The 15,992-nt window shown below is 62.3% G+C and carries 19 protein-coding genes, 1 tRNA gene and 1 pseudogene; 11 read left to right on the plus strand and 10 right to left on the minus strand.

Translation table 11 applies throughout. The features are described from left to right. The 4 genes and pseudogenes from ACXYMN_RS07390 to ACXYMN_RS07405 form a co-directional block, all read right to left on the minus strand. Positions 1-324: site-specific integrase (locus ACXYMN_RS07390; RefSeq protein ID WP_459012904.1), on the minus strand; the 324-nt coding region annotated here is incomplete at its 3' end. 37 nt (positions 325-361) lie between these two features. Then, the gene (locus tag ACXYMN_RS07395) at positions 362-595 is read right to left on the minus strand and encodes a hypothetical protein (protein ID WP_459012905.1); all 234 of its coding nucleotides are present in this window, start codon (positions 593-595) and stop codon (positions 362-364) included. A 201-nt stretch (positions 596-796) separates the two neighbouring features. Further along, positions 797-1,195 (minus strand): c-type cytochrome, encoded by a 399-nt coding sequence (locus ACXYMN_RS07400; protein ID WP_459013390.1) that lies wholly within the window; start codon positions 1,193-1,195, stop codon positions 797-799. A 219-nt stretch (positions 1,196-1,414) separates the two neighbouring features. Further along, positions 1,415-1,659 (minus strand): annotated as a pseudogene (locus ACXYMN_RS07405) (transposase); the annotation flags it as partial. A gap of 265 nt (positions 1,660-1,924) precedes the next feature. Between ACXYMN_RS07405 and ACXYMN_RS07410 the strand changes: the two are divergent. The 5 genes from ACXYMN_RS07410 to ACXYMN_RS07430 all read left to right on the plus strand — a co-directional run bounded on the left by ACXYMN_RS07410 (position 1,925) and on the right by ACXYMN_RS07430 (position 5,345). Then, complete coding sequence (locus tag ACXYMN_RS07410) at positions 1,925-2,236, plus strand: hypothetical protein (RefSeq protein WP_459012906.1); 312 nt, start codon at positions 1,925-1,927, stop codon at positions 2,234-2,236. 192 nt (positions 2,237-2,428) lie between these two features. Further along, the gene (locus ACXYMN_RS07415; RefSeq protein WP_459012907.1) at positions 2,429-3,628 is read left to right on the plus strand and encodes a DUF1611 domain-containing protein; all 1,200 of its coding nucleotides are present in this window, start codon (positions 2,429-2,431) and stop codon (positions 3,626-3,628) included. Further along, the gene (locus ACXYMN_RS07420; protein WP_459012908.1) at positions 3,625-4,746 is read left to right on the plus strand and encodes an alanine racemase; all 1,122 of its coding nucleotides are present in this window, start codon (positions 3,625-3,627) and stop codon (positions 4,744-4,746) included. The genes ACXYMN_RS07415 and ACXYMN_RS07420 overlap by 4 nt, the downstream gene beginning before the upstream one ends. Before the next feature lie 49 nt (positions 4,747-4,795). Then, positions 4,796-5,014 carry a hypothetical protein gene (locus ACXYMN_RS07425; protein WP_459012909.1) on the plus strand — a complete coding sequence of 73 codons (219 nt, stop codon included), beginning with the start codon at positions 4,796-4,798 and terminating at the stop codon, positions 5,012-5,014. A gap of 49 nt (positions 5,015-5,063) precedes the next feature. Further along, positions 5,064-5,345: a hypothetical protein gene (locus tag ACXYMN_RS07430; RefSeq protein ID WP_459012910.1), complete on the plus strand. Its 282-nt coding sequence runs from the start codon at positions 5,064-5,066 to the stop codon at positions 5,343-5,345. A gap of 119 nt (positions 5,346-5,464) precedes the next feature. On the opposite strand, the gene ACXYMN_RS07435 is transcribed toward ACXYMN_RS07430, so the two are convergent. The 5 genes from ACXYMN_RS07435 to ACXYMN_RS07455 form a co-directional block, all read right to left on the minus strand. Next, a tRNA-Ser gene (locus ACXYMN_RS07435) sits at positions 5,465-5,554 on the minus strand. Positions 5,555-5,642: 88 nt separating this feature from the next. Next, positions 5,643-6,740 carry a redox-regulated ATPase YchF gene (gene ychF, locus ACXYMN_RS07440; RefSeq protein WP_459012911.1) on the minus strand — a complete coding sequence of 366 codons (1,098 nt, stop codon included), beginning with the start codon at positions 6,738-6,740 and terminating at the stop codon, positions 5,643-5,645. Between the two features lie 34 nt (positions 6,741-6,774). Next, a complete protein-coding gene (locus ACXYMN_RS07445) occupies positions 6,775-8,169 on the minus strand; it encodes an MATE family efflux transporter (RefSeq protein WP_459012912.1) in 1,395 nt (464 codons plus the stop codon). Positions 8,170-8,235: 66 nt separating this feature from the next. Beyond that, the gene (gene ppk2 / locus ACXYMN_RS07450; protein WP_459012913.1) at positions 8,236-9,222 is read right to left on the minus strand and encodes a polyphosphate kinase 2; all 987 of its coding nucleotides are present in this window, start codon (positions 9,220-9,222) and stop codon (positions 8,236-8,238) included. A gap of 72 nt (positions 9,223-9,294) precedes the next feature. Beyond that, positions 9,295-10,197, minus strand: coding sequence for an NAD-dependent epimerase/dehydratase family protein (locus ACXYMN_RS07455; RefSeq protein ID WP_459013391.1), 903 nt, complete (start codon positions 10,195-10,197; stop codon positions 9,295-9,297). A gap of 101 nt (positions 10,198-10,298) precedes the next feature. On the opposite strand from ACXYMN_RS07455, the gene trpA reads away from it, so the two are divergent. The 6 genes from trpA (at position 10,299) to ACXYMN_RS07485 (ending at position 15,632) form a co-directional block, all read left to right on the plus strand. Continuing rightward, positions 10,299-11,090, plus strand: a complete 792-nt coding sequence (gene trpA, locus ACXYMN_RS07460) for a tryptophan synthase subunit alpha (protein WP_459012914.1) — start codon at positions 10,299-10,301, stop codon at positions 11,088-11,090. 154 nt (positions 11,091-11,244) lie between these two features. After that, positions 11,245-12,558, plus strand: coding sequence for an NAD(P)/FAD-dependent oxidoreductase (locus ACXYMN_RS07465; RefSeq protein WP_459012915.1), 1,314 nt, complete (start codon positions 11,245-11,247; stop codon positions 12,556-12,558). A 90-nt stretch (positions 12,559-12,648) separates the two neighbouring features. After that, on the plus strand, positions 12,649-13,869 hold the full coding sequence (gene trpB, locus ACXYMN_RS07470) for a tryptophan synthase subunit beta (RefSeq protein ID WP_459012916.1): 1,221 nt from the start codon (positions 12,649-12,651) through the stop codon (positions 13,867-13,869). Positions 13,870-14,002: 133 nt separating this feature from the next. Next, positions 14,003-14,494: a PepSY domain-containing protein gene (locus ACXYMN_RS07475; RefSeq protein WP_459012917.1), complete on the plus strand. Its 492-nt coding sequence runs from the start codon at positions 14,003-14,005 to the stop codon at positions 14,492-14,494. A 54-nt stretch (positions 14,495-14,548) separates the two neighbouring features. Then, entirely contained in the window at positions 14,549-15,016 is a 468-nt protein-coding gene (locus ACXYMN_RS07480; protein ID WP_459012918.1) for a hypothetical protein, read from the plus strand. 31 nt (positions 15,017-15,047) lie between these two features. After that, positions 15,048-15,632 (plus strand): helix-turn-helix transcriptional regulator, encoded by a 585-nt coding sequence (locus tag ACXYMN_RS07485; RefSeq protein ID WP_459012919.1) that lies wholly within the window; start codon positions 15,048-15,050, stop codon positions 15,630-15,632. Here ACXYMN_RS07485 and ACXYMN_RS07490 read toward each other — a convergent pair. After that, entirely contained in the window at positions 15,620-15,988 is a 369-nt protein-coding gene (locus tag ACXYMN_RS07490) for a DUF2237 family protein (RefSeq protein ID WP_459012921.1), read from the minus strand. The two genes, ACXYMN_RS07485 and ACXYMN_RS07490, sit on opposite strands and share 13 nt — an antisense overlap. Between the last annotated feature and the right edge of the window lie 4 nt (positions 15,989-15,992).

Genomic DNA, 15,992 nt, shown 5'->3' on the forward strand with positions numbered 1-15,992 from the left:
CAGGACAACCGGCAACTTCCGGGGATTGCGGTGGAACTGCATGAAACGCTTCATCTCGTCGCGTCCGCATGTGACGCCGAAAAAGAACCGCAGCGAGATGATGCGCACGTTGAAGGTGCTGGCGGTCACCCCCTCTTGGGTCATCTTGAGCTGGTAGGACCGCAGATCCTCTGCCGTGGCGGTGTCAGGCGGTCGACCGAGGAAGGATGCAAAATGCTTCACATTCCGGATGTGGGCTTTCTGCGTCTTCTCGCACAACCCGCGGATGTTCATGTCCTCGATCATCCGCTGGCGCAGCGGGGTCGTGGTGTTCTTCTCCTCCATGGGAACCTCCTGTCTGACGGTGGGAAGACCCCAATCGTCAGCCCAGAAAGCCCGGCCACATAGAAAAACGCTGAGATGACGCACCGACGCCAGCCACGGGCACCATTGCCGCGGAGCGGCTTAGTCCCCCCGCTGAATCGAACGTCCGCGACAGCCGGTCAAACTGCGAATAGACGCCGCCGAAGATGATGGCCGCGCGTTCCCGAACCTCGGTCTGGGTCAGGCAATGGGGCGGCAATGCGGTCGAGAGACCATGCAGAAAGACTGTCATTTCAGACCCTTCGATCGTTCAGGTCTGATCATCCGTGCTCAGTCCCTTTGCAGATACGAGTGTATCGCTCGATGACGAACACACCAGTCGCGCGAATGTTCCCAAGCGCAAATGCCGAAGTAGCCCGCCCGCGACAGCCACCTGCGCGACCGCGCGGCTATGGCGGACCTGAGGGGGCACGGGGCCGATGGACGCGGGCTGTCATATCTGGAGGCTTTCGAGATAGGCGGTCAGCGCGACGATCCGCTTGGGCGTCGGCAGCACGGTTCCGTCGTCATGCTCGACCAGCACGGTCGGGCTTTCCATCAGTCCCTGAAAGCCGGGCATGGCCGAGAAGTCATGCATGGTGCCGGAATAGCCGTGGATCTTGCTCATGACCTGAAAGCGCGAAAACGTGCCGCCATTGCGTTCGGCGATGCGGGTCAGGTCCGAGGGTTGCACCGCCAGGCTTTCGGCCATCGGCCCGTCCCCCTGCCCTGACAGCCCGTGGCAACCCGCGCAAAGGTTGGCGTAGTCGTCGTAGGCAGTGTCCTGTTCGGGCGCGCAGCCCAGAAGCGCGACACATGTTGTCAGGGACATGGCAATGGCGGTGGGGCGCATATGGTGTTCTCCGTTTGCTTGGCGGGACAAGCCTAGTCTCCCCTCTCTTTGCCCGCCATCGTCAATCACACATCGGGACCGGAATGTCGCAGCGACCGATCCTGCTGTCATCTGCGCGCGACAAGACGAGAGCCCGGGACCCCGGCCGGGAAGCCGAATGCCCAGATCCAACCTGCAGACTCTCGTTATGAATGAGGGACCAGCAGGGGGCAGGTCACCGGCAGGCAGTCCGACCATCATCTTCGCGAAGATGCCTTTGTCGCTCCAACGCTTCCAACGGTTATAGAGCGTCTTGTGGGGCCGTATGCCGCAGGCGCGTCACGCCTTCGCAACCCATTACGATTGATGAAGATAATCCCGCTCAGGACACGCCAATCATCGACGCGCGGCTTACCATGGGACTTCGGAAAGCAAGGCTCCAGACGCACCATCTGCGCATCGCTCAGCCAGAAGAGATCAGACATATCACCGCTCGGTTTCTGCGCGGTGAACCATGCCCTTCTGCTGAAATCGATGGGTCCTGAGCCTAAGGGCACGGGTGGTCTGAGAAATGGAGCCAGAGTCACCAACCTTGTATTTCCGACACTGAGAGACTATGTGGGAAATACGAAAGTTGCGGTTCTCTGCGGCATAGGCGCATCTGCCTGCCAGCGCGAACAACAACCGTCCATCATGAAAATTCATCTGTCGCGTCCTGTAGCAGGGATCTGATGTTTGGGAAGGTTGCCGATGTTATCGCGCACGACCACGTCAATTGTGGCATTTCTTCATCCGTTTGTGGTCGCGGGATACACCGATGAACTGCCCGCGGGCGAATACGAAGTGCTGGCAGACGACGAAGTCATGCAGAGCCACAGCTTTGCGGCATACCGACGGACAGCGACGTTTTTATTGATTGATTGGCACGCGGGAAAGCCAGAACTGCGCGCAGTGGATCACCGAGACCTGGAGTTGGCTCTGGCGCAGGATCGGGCCGACGCAACCACTGACGCAATCAATAATTGTGCGGCGGCGCTCTCTCCGTCAGAGGAACGAAAATGACATTCCCCGAAAGGACGAGACCCGGTATTTACGGTGCCTTGGTCGGCGAGTTTGGAATTGCAACAAAAATTTCCAAGAATCAAAGGGGCTGTGCGCGCTTAACAACTAGGCGCAAAGCACGGCAACAAGGACTTCAAAATGCGCAGGTGAGGACAGTTCTGTCCTCCGTGCCGATCATAAAAGGAAACTACCATGGAAACCAAATCTGAAACTGTCGACACCATCCGCCGTCCCGTCAGAGGCGCGCAAGCGCCACCAATGACCCGCCGAGAACCCGAACATGCCACTTCAATCACGCACGTCTCAGCGCCACCATCGGCAGTCGTCTATTGCGAAGGGAACTTCGCGCAAATCGATGGCAAGACGGCAAACGGCCTTGTGCGCCATTCTCAAGCGTATCGCGTCCTTTCCGTCATCGACAGCACCTATAGCGGACAAGACAGCGGATCCGTTCTAGACGACGTAAGCAACAGCATACCGATCTTTGGTCATCTGGACGCCGCAGTTGCCCATGAAGCCGTCATTCCCGATACGCTGATCTATGGGATGGCCCCTTCGACAGGGCGTCTTTCGACTGCGGATCGAGGCGTTGTTCTCCAAGCGATTGAGCTTGGCATGAACATCGTGAGCGGACTGCATGAATATCTGGGCGATGACACTGAAATATCCAATGCGGCGTCAGTTCGAAATGTCACGATCCGCGACATCCGCAAGCCGAAACCCAGCAAGGAAATGCGCCTGTTTGATGGCAGTGTTGCTGGTGTAAAAGCGCTGCGGATTGCCGTTCTTGGTACTGATTGCGCGATCGGCAAGCGGACAACGGCGACCGTTTTGGCCCGCGCTCTGAATGCGAAGGGCATCAAGACTGTGCTTGTCGGCACAGGCCAGACCAGTCTGATGCAGGGCGCAAAATACGGTATCGCCATGGATGCCGTACCGCCTCAATTCTGCTGCGGCGAACTTGAAGGTGCGATTGTTGCGGCGTCTGAAGCCGAACAACCCGATGTCATTTTGATCGAAGGTCAGGGCGCGCTAAGCCACCCGGCGTTTTGCACATCCGCGTTTATCCTGCGAGGCAGCCAGCCAGACGCTGTCATCCTTCAACACGCCCCCAAACGCGCACATCGCTGCGACTTTCCCAATATGCCAATGCCTGCCCCGGCAAGTGAGATCGCCCTGATCGAAGCCTTCGCCGATACAAAAGTCATCGGTGTCACACTCAATCACGAGGGGATGTCTGAGGCCGAAATCACCGACACCATCGCAGCACAATCACAAAAACTCGGACTTCCAGTGACGGATGCTCTGGCTCGACCGGCTGCACATTTGCTTGCGATGGTGATCACCGCATACCCCGATTTGACGCAAAGGCCTTCGATGGCCGCGATATGAGCTGCCCATGCATCGAAGTGGACTTGGACAAGATACGTCGCAACACACAAACCGTCGTTCGGCGGTTGGGCCCGCGTGGTATCGGCGTCACAGGTGTTACCAAGGCCGTCTGCGGCCATCCTGCGATAGCTCAGGCTATGCTAGATGGCGGGGCCTCAGGGCTTGCAGATGCACGTATAAGCAATGTGCAAAGGTTACGTGCGGCAGGCATGACAGGCCCAATCACGCTGATCCGTACGCCGATGTTAAGCCAGGCCGATCAAGTCATTCAGTCCTGTGACATGAGCTATAACACCGAGATTTTGGTCATTTCGGCTGTGGCTGCTGCCGCGATCCGCAATCGTGCCGTCCACGGTATCGTCCTCATGGTCGAAATGGGTGATCTGCGCGACGGGATACTACCCGAGAACCTGGAAGGTATTGCACAGCAGGTCCAGCAAATGTCAGGGGTTGCATTGAAAGGGATTGGTGCGAACTTTGCCTGTCTGAGCGGGCTTGCCCCGACTGGTTTGCAAATGTCCACTTTTTGCGACCTCGCGAACGAGATCGAGGGGGTATGCGGCCCGTTCCTAAAAGTCGTATCCGGTGGCAACTCAGCCAATTTGCCCTGGGCGCTTGGTGAACGCGCGACCGGTCCTGTCAACGACCTCCGTCTGGGTGAGGCGATCCTTCTGGGTGTTGAGCCGGTGTCTGGGGACCGGATCGGCGGGATGCACACGGACGCCTTCACGCTTGTCGCCGAAGTTATCGAAACGGATGCAAAACATCCGCCTTTCCCTATCGCCCTGATCGATCCAACACCGGAACGACTTCGCATTGTGACAACCGGTGCTGCCTCTGCGCGCATGATCCTCGCGATGGAACATCAGGACACCGACATTCCAGGGCTTTCAATGCCTGTGGGAAGCACATTGATCGGTGCGACCAGCGATCATCTCGTCATTGAATCGAACCGATCCGCGCCGAAGTTGGGATCCGAAGTGAGATTTCAGATGAACTACTCGGCACTCATGCATGCAATGGCCGCGCCCGACATCGCAGTAAAACTGCTCCATGATGGCGCCAAAAGACAACCGCGACCTGCCCAGGGCAAGGTCGAACACTTGGCGCCGGTTTGAAAGACCTCGCTTGGTCCAGCCGGCCTGAAACAATAATGGAGACGGAAAATTGACGAAACTCACAAAAAGCAATCTGTTCAAGGTGTATGGCTCTAAACCGGAAACCCCGATGGATAAGACGACGCGTGTCGTCAGACAAATGGTCGACGAAGAAGCGGAACAACGACAAGCCAAGAATTCCCGACTGCGCAATGCGCGCCTTGAAAGAGAAGCAAACACGCCATCAGAAACCACAGCCACCGCAACGCGCAGAAAGCGTCGACCTTAGGCCGTTCCCAAACTTCCCGATCGCCTCCGCTCTCTCTTAGGATAAATCCATGACAAGCTCAGAGCAGACCGCGGAGATAATTCACTATATCTGCCAGACATATGTTCAAACGAAGGCCGGGCGCGATGGACGGGCTGGCCTGAAAATCGCCAAGCAATACGAATATTCCACAGCGTCGGAAGCCCAAAACAGAGCCGAACGAGAAGCTCTATCCGAAGATTGTGCGGGTGCCGACGCTTACATGGTCATTGAGGACCCAAACAGCGGAGAAGTTGGAACGCCAAGCTTCCTTATAAGGCTGGGCAACGTTCCGGAATTTGACGATTTCTAGAAATCTTAGAATAGCTATGTCTTGCCCGAAGACCGTGTTCCACGATCCGGATAGTTTGAACCAGACAAGCGGCGATTGTTGTGAATTCAGGGAATTCACACTTCCTCCCGCGAGAGCGATGGCGGAGACGAAGGGATTCGAACCCTCGAGACCCTTCCGGGCCTACTCCCTTAGCAGGGGAGCGCCTTCGACCACTCGGCCACGTCTCCGCCGACCCGTCTAATGATCTGCGCAAAGGGGAACAAGCGGAAAATCCCGGGAAATGCACCGGAAATGCCTTGGCCGGGGCGCGACGCGCTAGGTGTTGAACAGGAAGTGCAGCACGTCGCCGTCCTTGACCACGTAGCCCTTGCCCTCGGCGCGCATCTTGCCTGCGTCCTTGGCGGGCTGTTCGCCGCCCAGTGCCACGAAATCGTCGTAGGCGATGGTTTCGGCGCGGATGAAGCCCTTTTCGAAATCGCCATGGATCACGCCGGCGGCGCGGGGGGCGGGCGTGCCGATGGGGATGGTCCAGGCGCGGGCTTCCTTGGGGCCGACGGTGAAGTAGGTCTCGAGGTGGAGAAGCGCGTAGCCCGCCTTGATCAGCCGGTCGAGCCCGGCCTCTTCCAGCCCCATCTCGGACAGGAACATCTCGGCTTCCTCGGCATCGAGCTGGCTGATCTCTTCCTCGATCCGGGCCGAGATGACCACATGGGCATTGCCCTGTGCCTCGGCCATCTTTGCCACCGCGGCGGAGTGGGCATTGCCCTCGGCGGCATCTTCCTCGGCGACGTTGCACACATAGAGCACGGGCTTCGCGGTCAAAAGCTGCAGCATCCGCCACGCCTTGAGGTCGTCCTCGGCCACCGCGACCAGGCGCGCGGGCTTGCCGGCGTTCAGCACCTCGAGGGCGGCCTTCATCAGCCGCTCCTGCTGCACCGCCTCCTTGTCGCCGCCGCGCACCTTGCGGGTGATGTTGGCCAGCCGCTTCTCAAGGCTTTCCATGTCGGCGATGATCAGCTCCGTCTCGATGGTTTCGGCGTCCGACACCGGGTCGACACGCCCGTCCACATGCACCACATCGCCATCCTCGAAGCAGCGCAGCACATGGGCGATGGCGTCCGTCTCGCGGATATTGGCGAGGAACTGGTTGCCGAGACCCTCACCCCGGGATGCGCCCTTCACCAGACCCGCGATGTCCACGAAGGTCATCCGCGTCGGGATGATCTGCCGGGAGCCCGCGATTGCGGCCAGCTTTTCAAGGCGCGGATCGGGCACCGCCACCTCACCCACATTGGGCTCGATGGTGCAGAACGGGAAGTTCGCCGCCTGCGCGGAGGCCGTCCTGGTCAGCGCGTTGAAGAGGGTCGATTTGCCGACATTCGGCAACCCGACGATACCCATGCGAAAGCCCATTGCCTGCCCTTTTCTGACTAGATGCGCCGCGCTTCTATTGGGCTGCGGGCCCGGGCGCAAGGCTCTGACCGGTGGCGGCAAAGGTCGGCAGCGCGCGCATCCAGAACCGCGCCATCAGCATGACGCTTGCGGCCCCGAGGCCCAGCACGAGGCCCAGCCAGACGCCGATGCCGCCCCAATCGAGCGTGAAGCCGAAAACCAGCGCTCCGGGCAGGCCGACGCCCCAATAGGCCAGCGCCGCCATGACCATCGGCACGCGGGTATCCTGCACCCCACGCAACAGCCCGAGGGCGATGACCTGCGCGCCGTCAACCACCTGGAACAGCGCCGCCATGAGCAAAAGCCCGGTGCCGATGGCGATGATCTGCGCCCGGTCGGGATCGGCCGGATCGAGAAAGATGCCGATCATCGGACCGGGAAACAGCACCAGGATGGCGACCGTCACCAGCGACGTCGCCCCCGACAGCATGATCGCGGCCCAGGCCCCCCGCGCCAGATGCGCTGCATCGCGCCGTCCGAAGGCATTGGCGGCGCGCACGGTGGTCGCGTTCGAGAGGCCGAGGTGGATCATGAAGGCGGCCGTGGAAAGCTGTATCGCCACCCCGTGCGCGGCCAGCGGCACCGTGCCGAGCCAGCCCATCAGGATCGACGATGCGGCGAACAGGCCCACCTCGGACAGGTTGGTCATGCCGATGGGCCAGCCCAGGCGGAACACCGCCGCGAAGCTTTCCGGATCGGGTCGCCAGAACCGGGTGAAAAGGTCGTGCTGCGGCAGCTTGCGCACCGCGTAGAGCATGGCCCCGAGCAGCGACACCGCATGGGTGAGGACCGATGCCAGCGCCGCGCCTTGGATACCCAGTTCGGGCATGCCCCAATGGCCGAAGATCAGCGCATAGTTGAACGGCACGTTCAGCCCTGCCGCGAAGACCGTGATCCAGAACACCGCGCGGGTATGCTCCATCGCGGCAAGATAGCTTTTCAGGACCATCACGCCGAGCGCCGGAACCAGGCCCCAACTGGCGATCCGCAGATAGGTCTGGGCATCCGCCGCCAGCGCCGGATCCTGCCCCAGCCCGCGCAGGATCGGCCCCGAGAACCACAGGATCGGAATGATCGCCAAGGAAAACAGCCCCGACAGCCAAAGCCCCATCCGGGTGACGCGCCGCACCTGAACATCGTCGCCCTGCGCGGCATAGCTGGCCACCATCGGCATCACCGCCCATGCAAACCCGGTGCCGAACAGGAAGAACGTCATGAAGACCGTGACCGCCAGCGTCAGCGCGGCCAGTTCCGCCACCCCGTACCAGCCGATCATGATCGTGTCGGTCAGACCGATGGCAAACTGCGCCAGGTGCCCGCCGATCAACGGCACCCCGAGGACCAGAAGAGCCCCGAGATGCCGGGGAAGTGTGAGTTCAGGTTGCGCCATGCCCGAGCCTTAGACCCGGACACACCCCCGTGCAAGATCGCGCCAGGACACCGCCATGCGGCCCGCTCAGGGGTTCAGCGATGCGCCCAGAATGTGCGAGTCGTGCCGGATCACATGTGCCGCGCGCCCGACGATCAGCGGGTCGGGTGCCTTGACGACGGCAAGGTCCTTGCCCGGATAATCGAGTGTCGACAGGAAATGCCGCATGCAATTCAGCCGCGCGCGCTTCTTGTCGTCGGATTTCACGATGGTCCAGGGCGCATCCGCGGTGTCGGTGTAGAAGAACATCGCCTCCTTGGCCTCGGTGTAATCGTCCCAGCGCCCGAGGCTGGCCTTGTCGATGGGCGACAGCTTCCACTGCTTCAGCGGGTCGGTCTCGCGGCTGGCAAAGCGCGCGCGCTGTTCCTCTTGCGTCACCGAGAACCAGTATTTGTAAAGCCGGATGCCCGAGCGCACGAGCATGCGTTCAAGCTCGGGCGTCTGGCGCATGAATTCGAGGTATTCGTGCGGCTCGCAGAAATCCATCACCCGCTCGACGCCCGCGCGATTGTACCATGACCGGTCATACAGAACGATTTCGCCCCGGGTCGGCAGATGGTCGATATAGCGTTGGAAATACCATTGCCCGCGCTCTTCGTCGGTGGGCTTGTTCAGCGCCACGACCCGCGCCGAGCGGGGATTGAGGTGCTCGGTAAAGCGCTTGATCGTGCCGCCTTTTCCGGCTGCATCGCGCCCTTCGAACAACAGCACGAACTTTTCGCCGGTGTCCTGCGCCCAGATCTGCACCTTGAGCAATTCGGCCTGAAGCCTGGCCTTCTCTCGCTCATAGGCGCGGCGCGACATGCGCGTGGTATAGGGGTATCCGCCCTGCTCGAAGGCCGTCTGGCTGACCGGAGCGACCGGCGGCGCATCGCCCGCGGTGTCGACAGATGCCGAATCTGCCGCCACAGGCGAGACCGGGGAAGCCGGGGCCGCCTTGTCGGGTGTCGCGGTTTTCGGGGCGGGCGTGCCACTGTCCTGTGCGGCGTTTGCCGCGGTATCCTTGGGCGTCATCAGAGGCCTCCTGCCATGGTTCGGAATCGGCAGGACACTAGGAGATGCGCTCGCGTGATGCCTTGATACACGTCAAACCGGTCGGGCATCGTGCCCGAGTGCGGCGCGCCAGCGTTCCGGCGGCGCAAAGCCCAGCAGGCGCCGGGCCTTGTCGATGCAGTAGGGCGTCTCGGTCGCGCCCATCTCGCGGCGCAACGGCACGCCGGGATAGAACCGCGCGGCGATGGCCTGCATGGTCAGATCGACCGATGGGTCGGGATTGGCGACGTTGAAGACCTCATAGCCCAGCCCGTCCGTCTGCAGGCATCGCTCGACCATCAGGCCCAGATCGCGGGCGTCGATATAGGCAAAGATGTTGCGCCGCCGCAGGTCCGGATCCGCGATGTAATCCGGAAAATTCTGCTCATATTCATGGGGTTCTATAACGTTGTTGATGCGCAGGCCGTAGATGTCCAACCCCGAGCGCGCCTGGAAACTGCGCGCCGTGGCCTCGTTGCAGACCTTCGACATGGCGTAGCTGTCATGCGGCACGGTCGGGTGCTCTTCGTCCACCGGCAGATAGGCGGGCAGCACCTCGCCCTGGGCGAAACAGATGCCATAGGTGGTCTCGGACGAGGCAAAGACGATCTTCGGCACGCCAAGTTTCACCGCCGCCTCGATCACGTTGTAGGTTGAGATGACGTTGTTGCGGAACGTCTCGTTGTCGGCGGTCACCCCGATGCGCGGCACGGCGGCGAAATGCACCACGGCATCCAGCGGCTGAACGCCCTGCCCGTCCAGATCGGCCAGATCGAAAACCTGCGTCATCGCGTTCCAGACCTGTCCGCTGTCGGTCAGGTCGATCGACAGATCGAAGATGCCCGCGGCCCCGAGCGGCACCCGGTCGACATTCAGGATGCTGTGGCCTTGATCGCGCAGATAGGGCAGCACGTGCCGCCCCGCCTTGCCGCTGCCACCGGTAAAGAGAATTCGCATGTCCACCTCCTCGACCCGACGCGTGCCCGCGTCGATGGCCCATTGATTTTCGCCCGCCGATCCGGCACTCACGCCTCCGGGTCATAGGGCAAGGGTTTAGCATGACACGGATCGACGCCAAGTTCGCCAAGCTGCGTGCCGAGAAGAAAAAGGCATTCGTCTCTTACGTGATGGCGGGCGATCCCGACGTCGAAACCTCGCTGGCGCTGGTCAAGGGACTGCCCGCCGCGGGTGTCGACATCATCGAACTGGGCGTGCCCTTCACCGACCCGATGGCCGACGGTCCGACCATCCAGGAGGCCGGGCAGCGCGCGCTTGCCGGGCACATGACCCTCGACAAGACGCTGCAGATGGTGCGCGATTTCCGCGCGGGCGACGACGAGACGCCGATCGTGCTGATGGGCTATTACAACCCGATCTATTCGCGCGGCGTCGACCGGTTTCTGGACCAGGCGAAAGAGGCCGGCATCGACGGGCTGATCATCGTCGATCTGCCGCCCGAGGAAGACGACGAGCTGTGCATCCCGGCGCAGAAGGCGGGGCTCAACTTCATCCGGCTCGCCACGCCGACCACCGACGACAAGCGCCTGCCCAAGGTGCTCGAGAATACGTCGGGCTTTGTCTATTACGTCTCGATCACCGGCATCACCGGCGCCGCCGAAGCACAGGCCGACGACGTCGCCCCCGAGGTCACGCGGATCAAGTCGCAGACCGACCTGCCGGTGATTGTCGGCTTCGGCATCAAGACGCCGAAATCCTCCGAAAGCATTGCGGCGATTGCGGACGGCTGTGTCGTGGGCTCTGCCATCGTGGCCGAACTGGCCAAGGGAAAGCCGGTCGACGAGGTGCTGGCCTTCGTCAAGTCCCTGGCCGACGGGGCGCACCGCGCCTGAACCTGCCGCGCGCGCCCTGGTCCTGAAAGCCCCGCCCGCCGCTCCGGCACTTCTCAACCGCGCCGCCGGGCGACGGCAGCGTCTGCGCTTTCCCTTGCCCTTTGCCCCGACTGCCCAGCATAGTGCCACCGAGCCGCAACCCCGAGAGGACAGGATGCCGACGCAAAAAACCCAGATCGTCGTCGTGGGCGGCGGTGCCGGCGGGCTGGGACTCGTCCGCAAGCTTGGCGCGAAATTCGGGCGTGACAAGCACGACATCATTCTTGTCGACCGCGACCGCACCCATGTCTGGAAACCGCTTCTGCACGAGGTGGCGGCGGGCTCGCTCGATCCCAATCTCGACGAGGTGGGATATGGCGGCCATGCCGCGCGCTGGGGTTATCGCTACTTCAACGGCACGTTGGAACGTATTGATCGCGAACGGCAAAAGGTCATCACCGCCCCGCTTCTCGATGAGGATGGGCAGGTCATCCTCGACCGCCACGAAATCCGCTACGATTACCTGGTGCTGGCCTTTGGCGGTGTGTCCAACGACTTCGGCATCCCCGGCGTGCGCGAGCATGCGATGTTCCTTGAACACCGCCGCCAGGCCGATGCCTTCCGCAAGCGGCTGCTCAACGCCTGCCTGCGGGTGAACGAACGCCGCCAGCGCGGCGAGACGGACGCGCGCCTGGGCATCTGCATCGTCGGCGGCGGCGCCACGGGGGTGGAGTTGTCGGCCGAGTTGTTCAACGCCGCCAAGGGCCTGCGCACCTACGGGCTCGAGGTGTTCGACGAAGACGCGCTGGAGGTCACGCTGCTTGAGGCCGGACCGCGCATCCTGCCTGCGCTGCGCGAAGACCTGTCGGCGTCGGCGACCAAGGAACTGCGCGCGCTGGGTATCGACGTGCGCACCGACACGATGGTGTCGCGGATCGACAAGGGGCTGGTGCACGTGAAGGACGGCGACCCCATCGCCGCCGACATGATCCTTTGGGCGGCGGGGGTGCGCGGCGATCATTCCGTGGCCGCGATGAGCGATCTGGAACTGGACCGGATCGACCGCATCATGGTGCGCCCGACGCTGCAAACCACGACCGACGACCGCATCTTCGCCATTGGTGATTGCGCCAACTGCACCCTGCCCGGCAGCGGCAGCCCGGTGCCGCCGCGCGCGCAATCGGCGCATCAGATGGCGTCCTGCGCGTTCGACAACCTCGACCGGATCATGTCGGGGCAGGCGCCGCGCGACTTTGTCTACCGCGACCACGGCGCGCTGGTGAACCTGTCGCGCTTCGAAACGATCGGTTCGCTGATGGGCAACCTCATGGGCGGGTCGATGGCGGTCGAGGGGCGCATCGCCCGCTTTGCCTACAATTCGCTGTACCGGATGCACCTTATGGCGGTGCATGGATGGGTGACCGGGGCCTTCATGATCGCCGCCGGCCGCGTCAACAAGGTGCTGCGCCCCAAGCTGAAACTGCACTGAGCGCGCCCGGCCCGCGACAGTTTTGCTCTGGCCACGCGGGCAGCACTTGCTTAGGAACAGGGCGAAAATGACCCGCGGGAGCCTTATCCGATGAACGAACGTGTCAACTCTTTCATGACCGGTCCCGACGAAAAGGGCCGCTTTGGCAATTTTGGCGGGCGCTTCGTCTCCGAGACGCTGATGCCGCTGATCCTCGAGCTTGAGCAGCAATACGAACACGCCAAGACCGACCAGAGCTTCTGGGACGAAATGGATTTCCTCTGGAAGCATTACGTCGGCCGGCCCTCGCCGCTGTATCATGCCGAACGGCTGACCGAACGGCTGGGCGGTGCCAAGGTCTACATGAAGCGCGACGAGCTGAACCACACCGGCGCGCACAAGATCAACAACGTGCTGGGCCAGATCATTCTGGCGCGCCGCATGGGCAAGACCCGGATCATCGCCGAAACCGGTGCCGGGCAGCACGGTGTCGCCACCGCGACGGTCTGCGCCAAGTTCGGGTTGAAATGCGTGGTCTACATGGGCGCGCATGACGTCGAGCGGCAGCAACCCAACGTCTTCCGCATGCGCCTTCTGGGGGCCGAAGTGAAGCCGGTGACCAGCGGTCGCGGCACGCTCAAGGATGCGATGAACGACGCGCTGCGCGACTGGGTGACCAATGTGCGCGATACCTTCTACTGCATCGGCACGGTGGCGGGCCCGCACCCCTATCCGGCGATGGTGCGCGATTTCCAGTCGATCATCGGCAAGGAAACCCGCGAACAGATGCACGAGGCCGAGGGCCGCCTGCCCGACACGCTGGTCGCCGCCATCGGCGGTGGCTCGAACGCGATGGGGCTGTTCTTTCCGTTCCTCGACGACCCGTCCGTCAACATCATCGGGGTCGAGGCCGGCGGCAAGGGTGTGTCCGACAAGATGGAGCATTGCGCGTCGCTGACCGGCGGTCGCCCCGGCGTGCTGCACGGCAACCGAACCTACCTGCTGCAGGACGATGACGGGCAGATCCTCGAAGGCTTTTCGATCTCAGCGGGGCTTGATTATCCCGGCATCGGGCCAGAGCATTCCTGGCTGCACGACATCGGGCGCGCAAAATACGTCTCGATCACCGACAAGGAAGCGCTCGAGGCGTTCCAGCTTTGTTGCGAGACCGAAGGCATCATTCCCGCGCTGGAGCCGAGCCACGCGCTGGCCCATGTGGCCAAGATCGCGCCCGACCTGCCGAAGGACCATATCATCTGCATGAACATGTGCGGGCGCGGCGACAAGGACATCTATACCGTCGCCAAGGCGCTTGGCTTCGATATGTCCTAAACTCAGGTTTAGGCGCGTCTTCCCGGGGTTTATGCGGCTTGTGCTAAACCCCGGACCAATGGTTTGCCCGGGCATGCACGCTTTGATTGGACACGAGGCCACAGGGCTTCGTTTCAATCAGAGGAGATCTGCCATGACCATCAGAACCATCCTGCTCGGATCCGCCAGTGCCATCGTGATGAGCGCGGGCCTGGCCGCCGCCCAGAGCGCCACCGACCAGATCATCGCCGACCTGCAGAACCAGGGCTTCACCGCGATCGAGATCAAGACCGGCCCCAGCCAGATCAAGGCCGAGGCCGTGCGTGGCGACACCAAGCTTGAAGTCGTGTATGACGCGGCCACCGGCCAGATCCTGAAACAGGAAACCGAAAGCGCCAGGGGCGAAGACATCTCTCCGGGTGTCAGTATCGATGTGCGGGACGAGGATTTCGTCGACGCCGCGGGGTATGATGACGATGACGACCATGACGATGATGATCGCGACGATTACCAGGATGACGATGATGATCGCGACGACGATGATCGCGACGATCACGAGGATGACGATGACGACGATGACCGCGATGATGACCGCGATGAGGACGATCATGACGACGACCGGGATCGCGACGGGAAAGATGATTGATCACACACACCTTGACGTCGTTCCGGCACAGTGCCGGGACGACGACGTGCCCACATGAACCGGCGCGCCTTTCTTTTCGGGGCCTCGGCCCTGATGCTGGCACCGGCGGCGGCCACGGCGCAGACCGCGCGCGATCAGGTCATCAGCCAATTGCAGCAGCAAGGCTATTCGGACTTCCGGGTCACCCGGACGTGGCTTGGCCGCGTGCGGATCGTCGCCCGGGGACCGGCAGGGCGGCGCGAGGTCATCCTCAACCCCGCGAACGGCGTGATCCTGCGCGACTATCTCGACCGCGACCATGATGACGACCACGATGACGATGACGACCATTCCGGGCGCGACGACGACGACGACCGAGCCGACGACCGCGACGACAACAGTGGGCGCGGCGACCGTGAAAACGACGATGACGATGACGACAGGGACGAAGACGAAGAGGACCGAGAGGACGACGACGACAGTGGGCACGGCAAGGACGGCGGCGAGGACGATGACGATGACGATGACGACGATGACGACTGACTGTCTTCGTGGTCCGGGTTAGGGCCGCGCCATGCGCATGCGCGTTGCCCTTGCCCTGTTGCTGGCCTTCCAGATCGTCTGCGCCCTGTTTTTCCAGTGGGAACTGCTGTCGTCGATCTTTGGCTTCGGGGGGCAACCGATCTCATGGGCACTGTACGAACTGATCGAGGTCGGCGCGGCGCTGGGGCTGCTCAGCGGCGTTTGCGTCACGGCCCTTCTGTTGCATCGCAGCCGCAAGGCACAGGCCGCCGCCGAGGCCAACCTGCGCCTCGCCTCGGGCGCGTTCCACAAGGTTCTGGAAGAGCGGTTCGCGGAATGGCGGCTGACCCCCGCCGAACGCGATGTCGCCCTGTTTTCGATCAAGGGGCTGTCGACCGCCGAGATCGCGGGCGCGCGCCAGACCTCCGAAGGGACCGTCAAGGCGCAGACCAACGCGATCTATCGCAAGGCCGGTGTCAGTGGCCGCGCCCAGCTTCTGTCGCTGTTCATCGATGCGCTGATGGACGACGGGCTGCCCGGGATCGGAGCGCCGCCGGACCTGCCGAAACTGGCCGATATGCGACAGTCAGATACCGGAAGTCCCGCGATCATCGCGAAGAAGGATCACGTGTCGTAAAGTTCAAGTACGTCTATCGGCACGATGTCGAGGGCGCGGCGATGGGTGGCCGCAAGAGAGACCTGCGGCGCGCAGCCTTCTTCATGGGCCTGCAGGAAGCGCCCGGCGCAAAGGCACCACTGGTCGCCGGGCTTCAACCCGGGAAAGCCGAACTCCGGGCGCGGGGTCGACAGGTCGTTGCCGACATATTTGGAATAGGCCAGAAATTCGGCTGTCAGCACCGCGCAGACCGTGTGGCTGCCGCGATCCTCGGTGCAGGTGTTGCAGGCACTGTCGCGGAAGAACCCGGTCAGCGGGTCGGACGAACATGGCTGAAGCGCACCGCCCAGCACATTGATCGCGGGGTCTTTTTCCATGGTC

This window comes from Roseivivax sp. CAU 1753 (assembly GCF_054482575.1).

Excerpts from the sequence above, each read along its gene's own strand:
- ACXYMN_RS07400 (WP_459013390.1), bottom strand. The coding sequence starts at position 1,195 with ATGCGCCCCACCGCCATTGCCATGTCCCTGACAACATGTGTCGCGCTT.
- ACXYMN_RS07465 (WP_459012915.1), top strand. The coding sequence starts at position 11,245 with ATGCCGACGCAAAAAACCCAGATCGTCGTCGTGGGCGGCGGTGCCGGC.
- ACXYMN_RS07430 (WP_459012910.1), top strand. The coding sequence starts at position 5,064 with ATGACAAGCTCAGAGCAGACCGCGGAGATAATTCACTATATCTGCCAG.
- ACXYMN_RS07490 (WP_459012921.1), bottom strand. The coding sequence starts at position 15,988 with ATGGAAAAAGACCCCGCGATCAATGTGCTGGGCGGTGCGCTTCAGCCA.
- trpB (WP_459012916.1), top strand. The coding sequence starts at position 12,649 with ATGAACGAACGTGTCAACTCTTTCATGACCGGTCCCGACGAAAAGGGC.
- ACXYMN_RS07420 (WP_459012908.1), top strand. The coding sequence starts at position 3,625 with ATGAGCTGCCCATGCATCGAAGTGGACTTGGACAAGATACGTCGCAAC.
- ppk2 (WP_459012913.1), bottom strand. The coding sequence starts at position 9,222 with ATGACGCCCAAGGATACCGCGGCAAACGCCGCACAGGACAGTGGCACG.
- trpA (WP_459012914.1), top strand. The coding sequence starts at position 10,299 with ATGACACGGATCGACGCCAAGTTCGCCAAGCTGCGTGCCGAGAAGAAA.
- ACXYMN_RS07415 (WP_459012907.1), top strand. The coding sequence starts at position 2,429 with ATGGAAACCAAATCTGAAACTGTCGACACCATCCGCCGTCCCGTCAGA.
- ACXYMN_RS07410 (WP_459012906.1), top strand. The coding sequence starts at position 1,925 with ATGTTATCGCGCACGACCACGTCAATTGTGGCATTTCTTCATCCGTTT.
- ACXYMN_RS07445 (WP_459012912.1), bottom strand. The coding sequence starts at position 8,169 with ATGGCGCAACCTGAACTCACACTTCCCCGGCATCTCGGGGCTCTTCTG.
- ACXYMN_RS07395 (WP_459012905.1), bottom strand. The coding sequence starts at position 595 with ATGACAGTCTTTCTGCATGGTCTCTCGACCGCATTGCCGCCCCATTGC.
- ACXYMN_RS07455 (WP_459013391.1), bottom strand. The coding sequence starts at position 10,197 with ATGCGAATTCTCTTTACCGGTGGCAGCGGCAAGGCGGGGCGGCACGTG.
- ACXYMN_RS07485 (WP_459012919.1), top strand. The coding sequence starts at position 15,048 with ATGCGCATGCGCGTTGCCCTTGCCCTGTTGCTGGCCTTCCAGATCGTC.
- ACXYMN_RS07475 (WP_459012917.1), top strand. The coding sequence starts at position 14,003 with ATGACCATCAGAACCATCCTGCTCGGATCCGCCAGTGCCATCGTGATG.
- ychF (WP_459012911.1), bottom strand. The coding sequence starts at position 6,740 with ATGGGCTTTCGCATGGGTATCGTCGGGTTGCCGAATGTCGGCAAATCG.
- ACXYMN_RS07480 (WP_459012918.1), top strand. The coding sequence starts at position 14,549 with ATGAACCGGCGCGCCTTTCTTTTCGGGGCCTCGGCCCTGATGCTGGCA.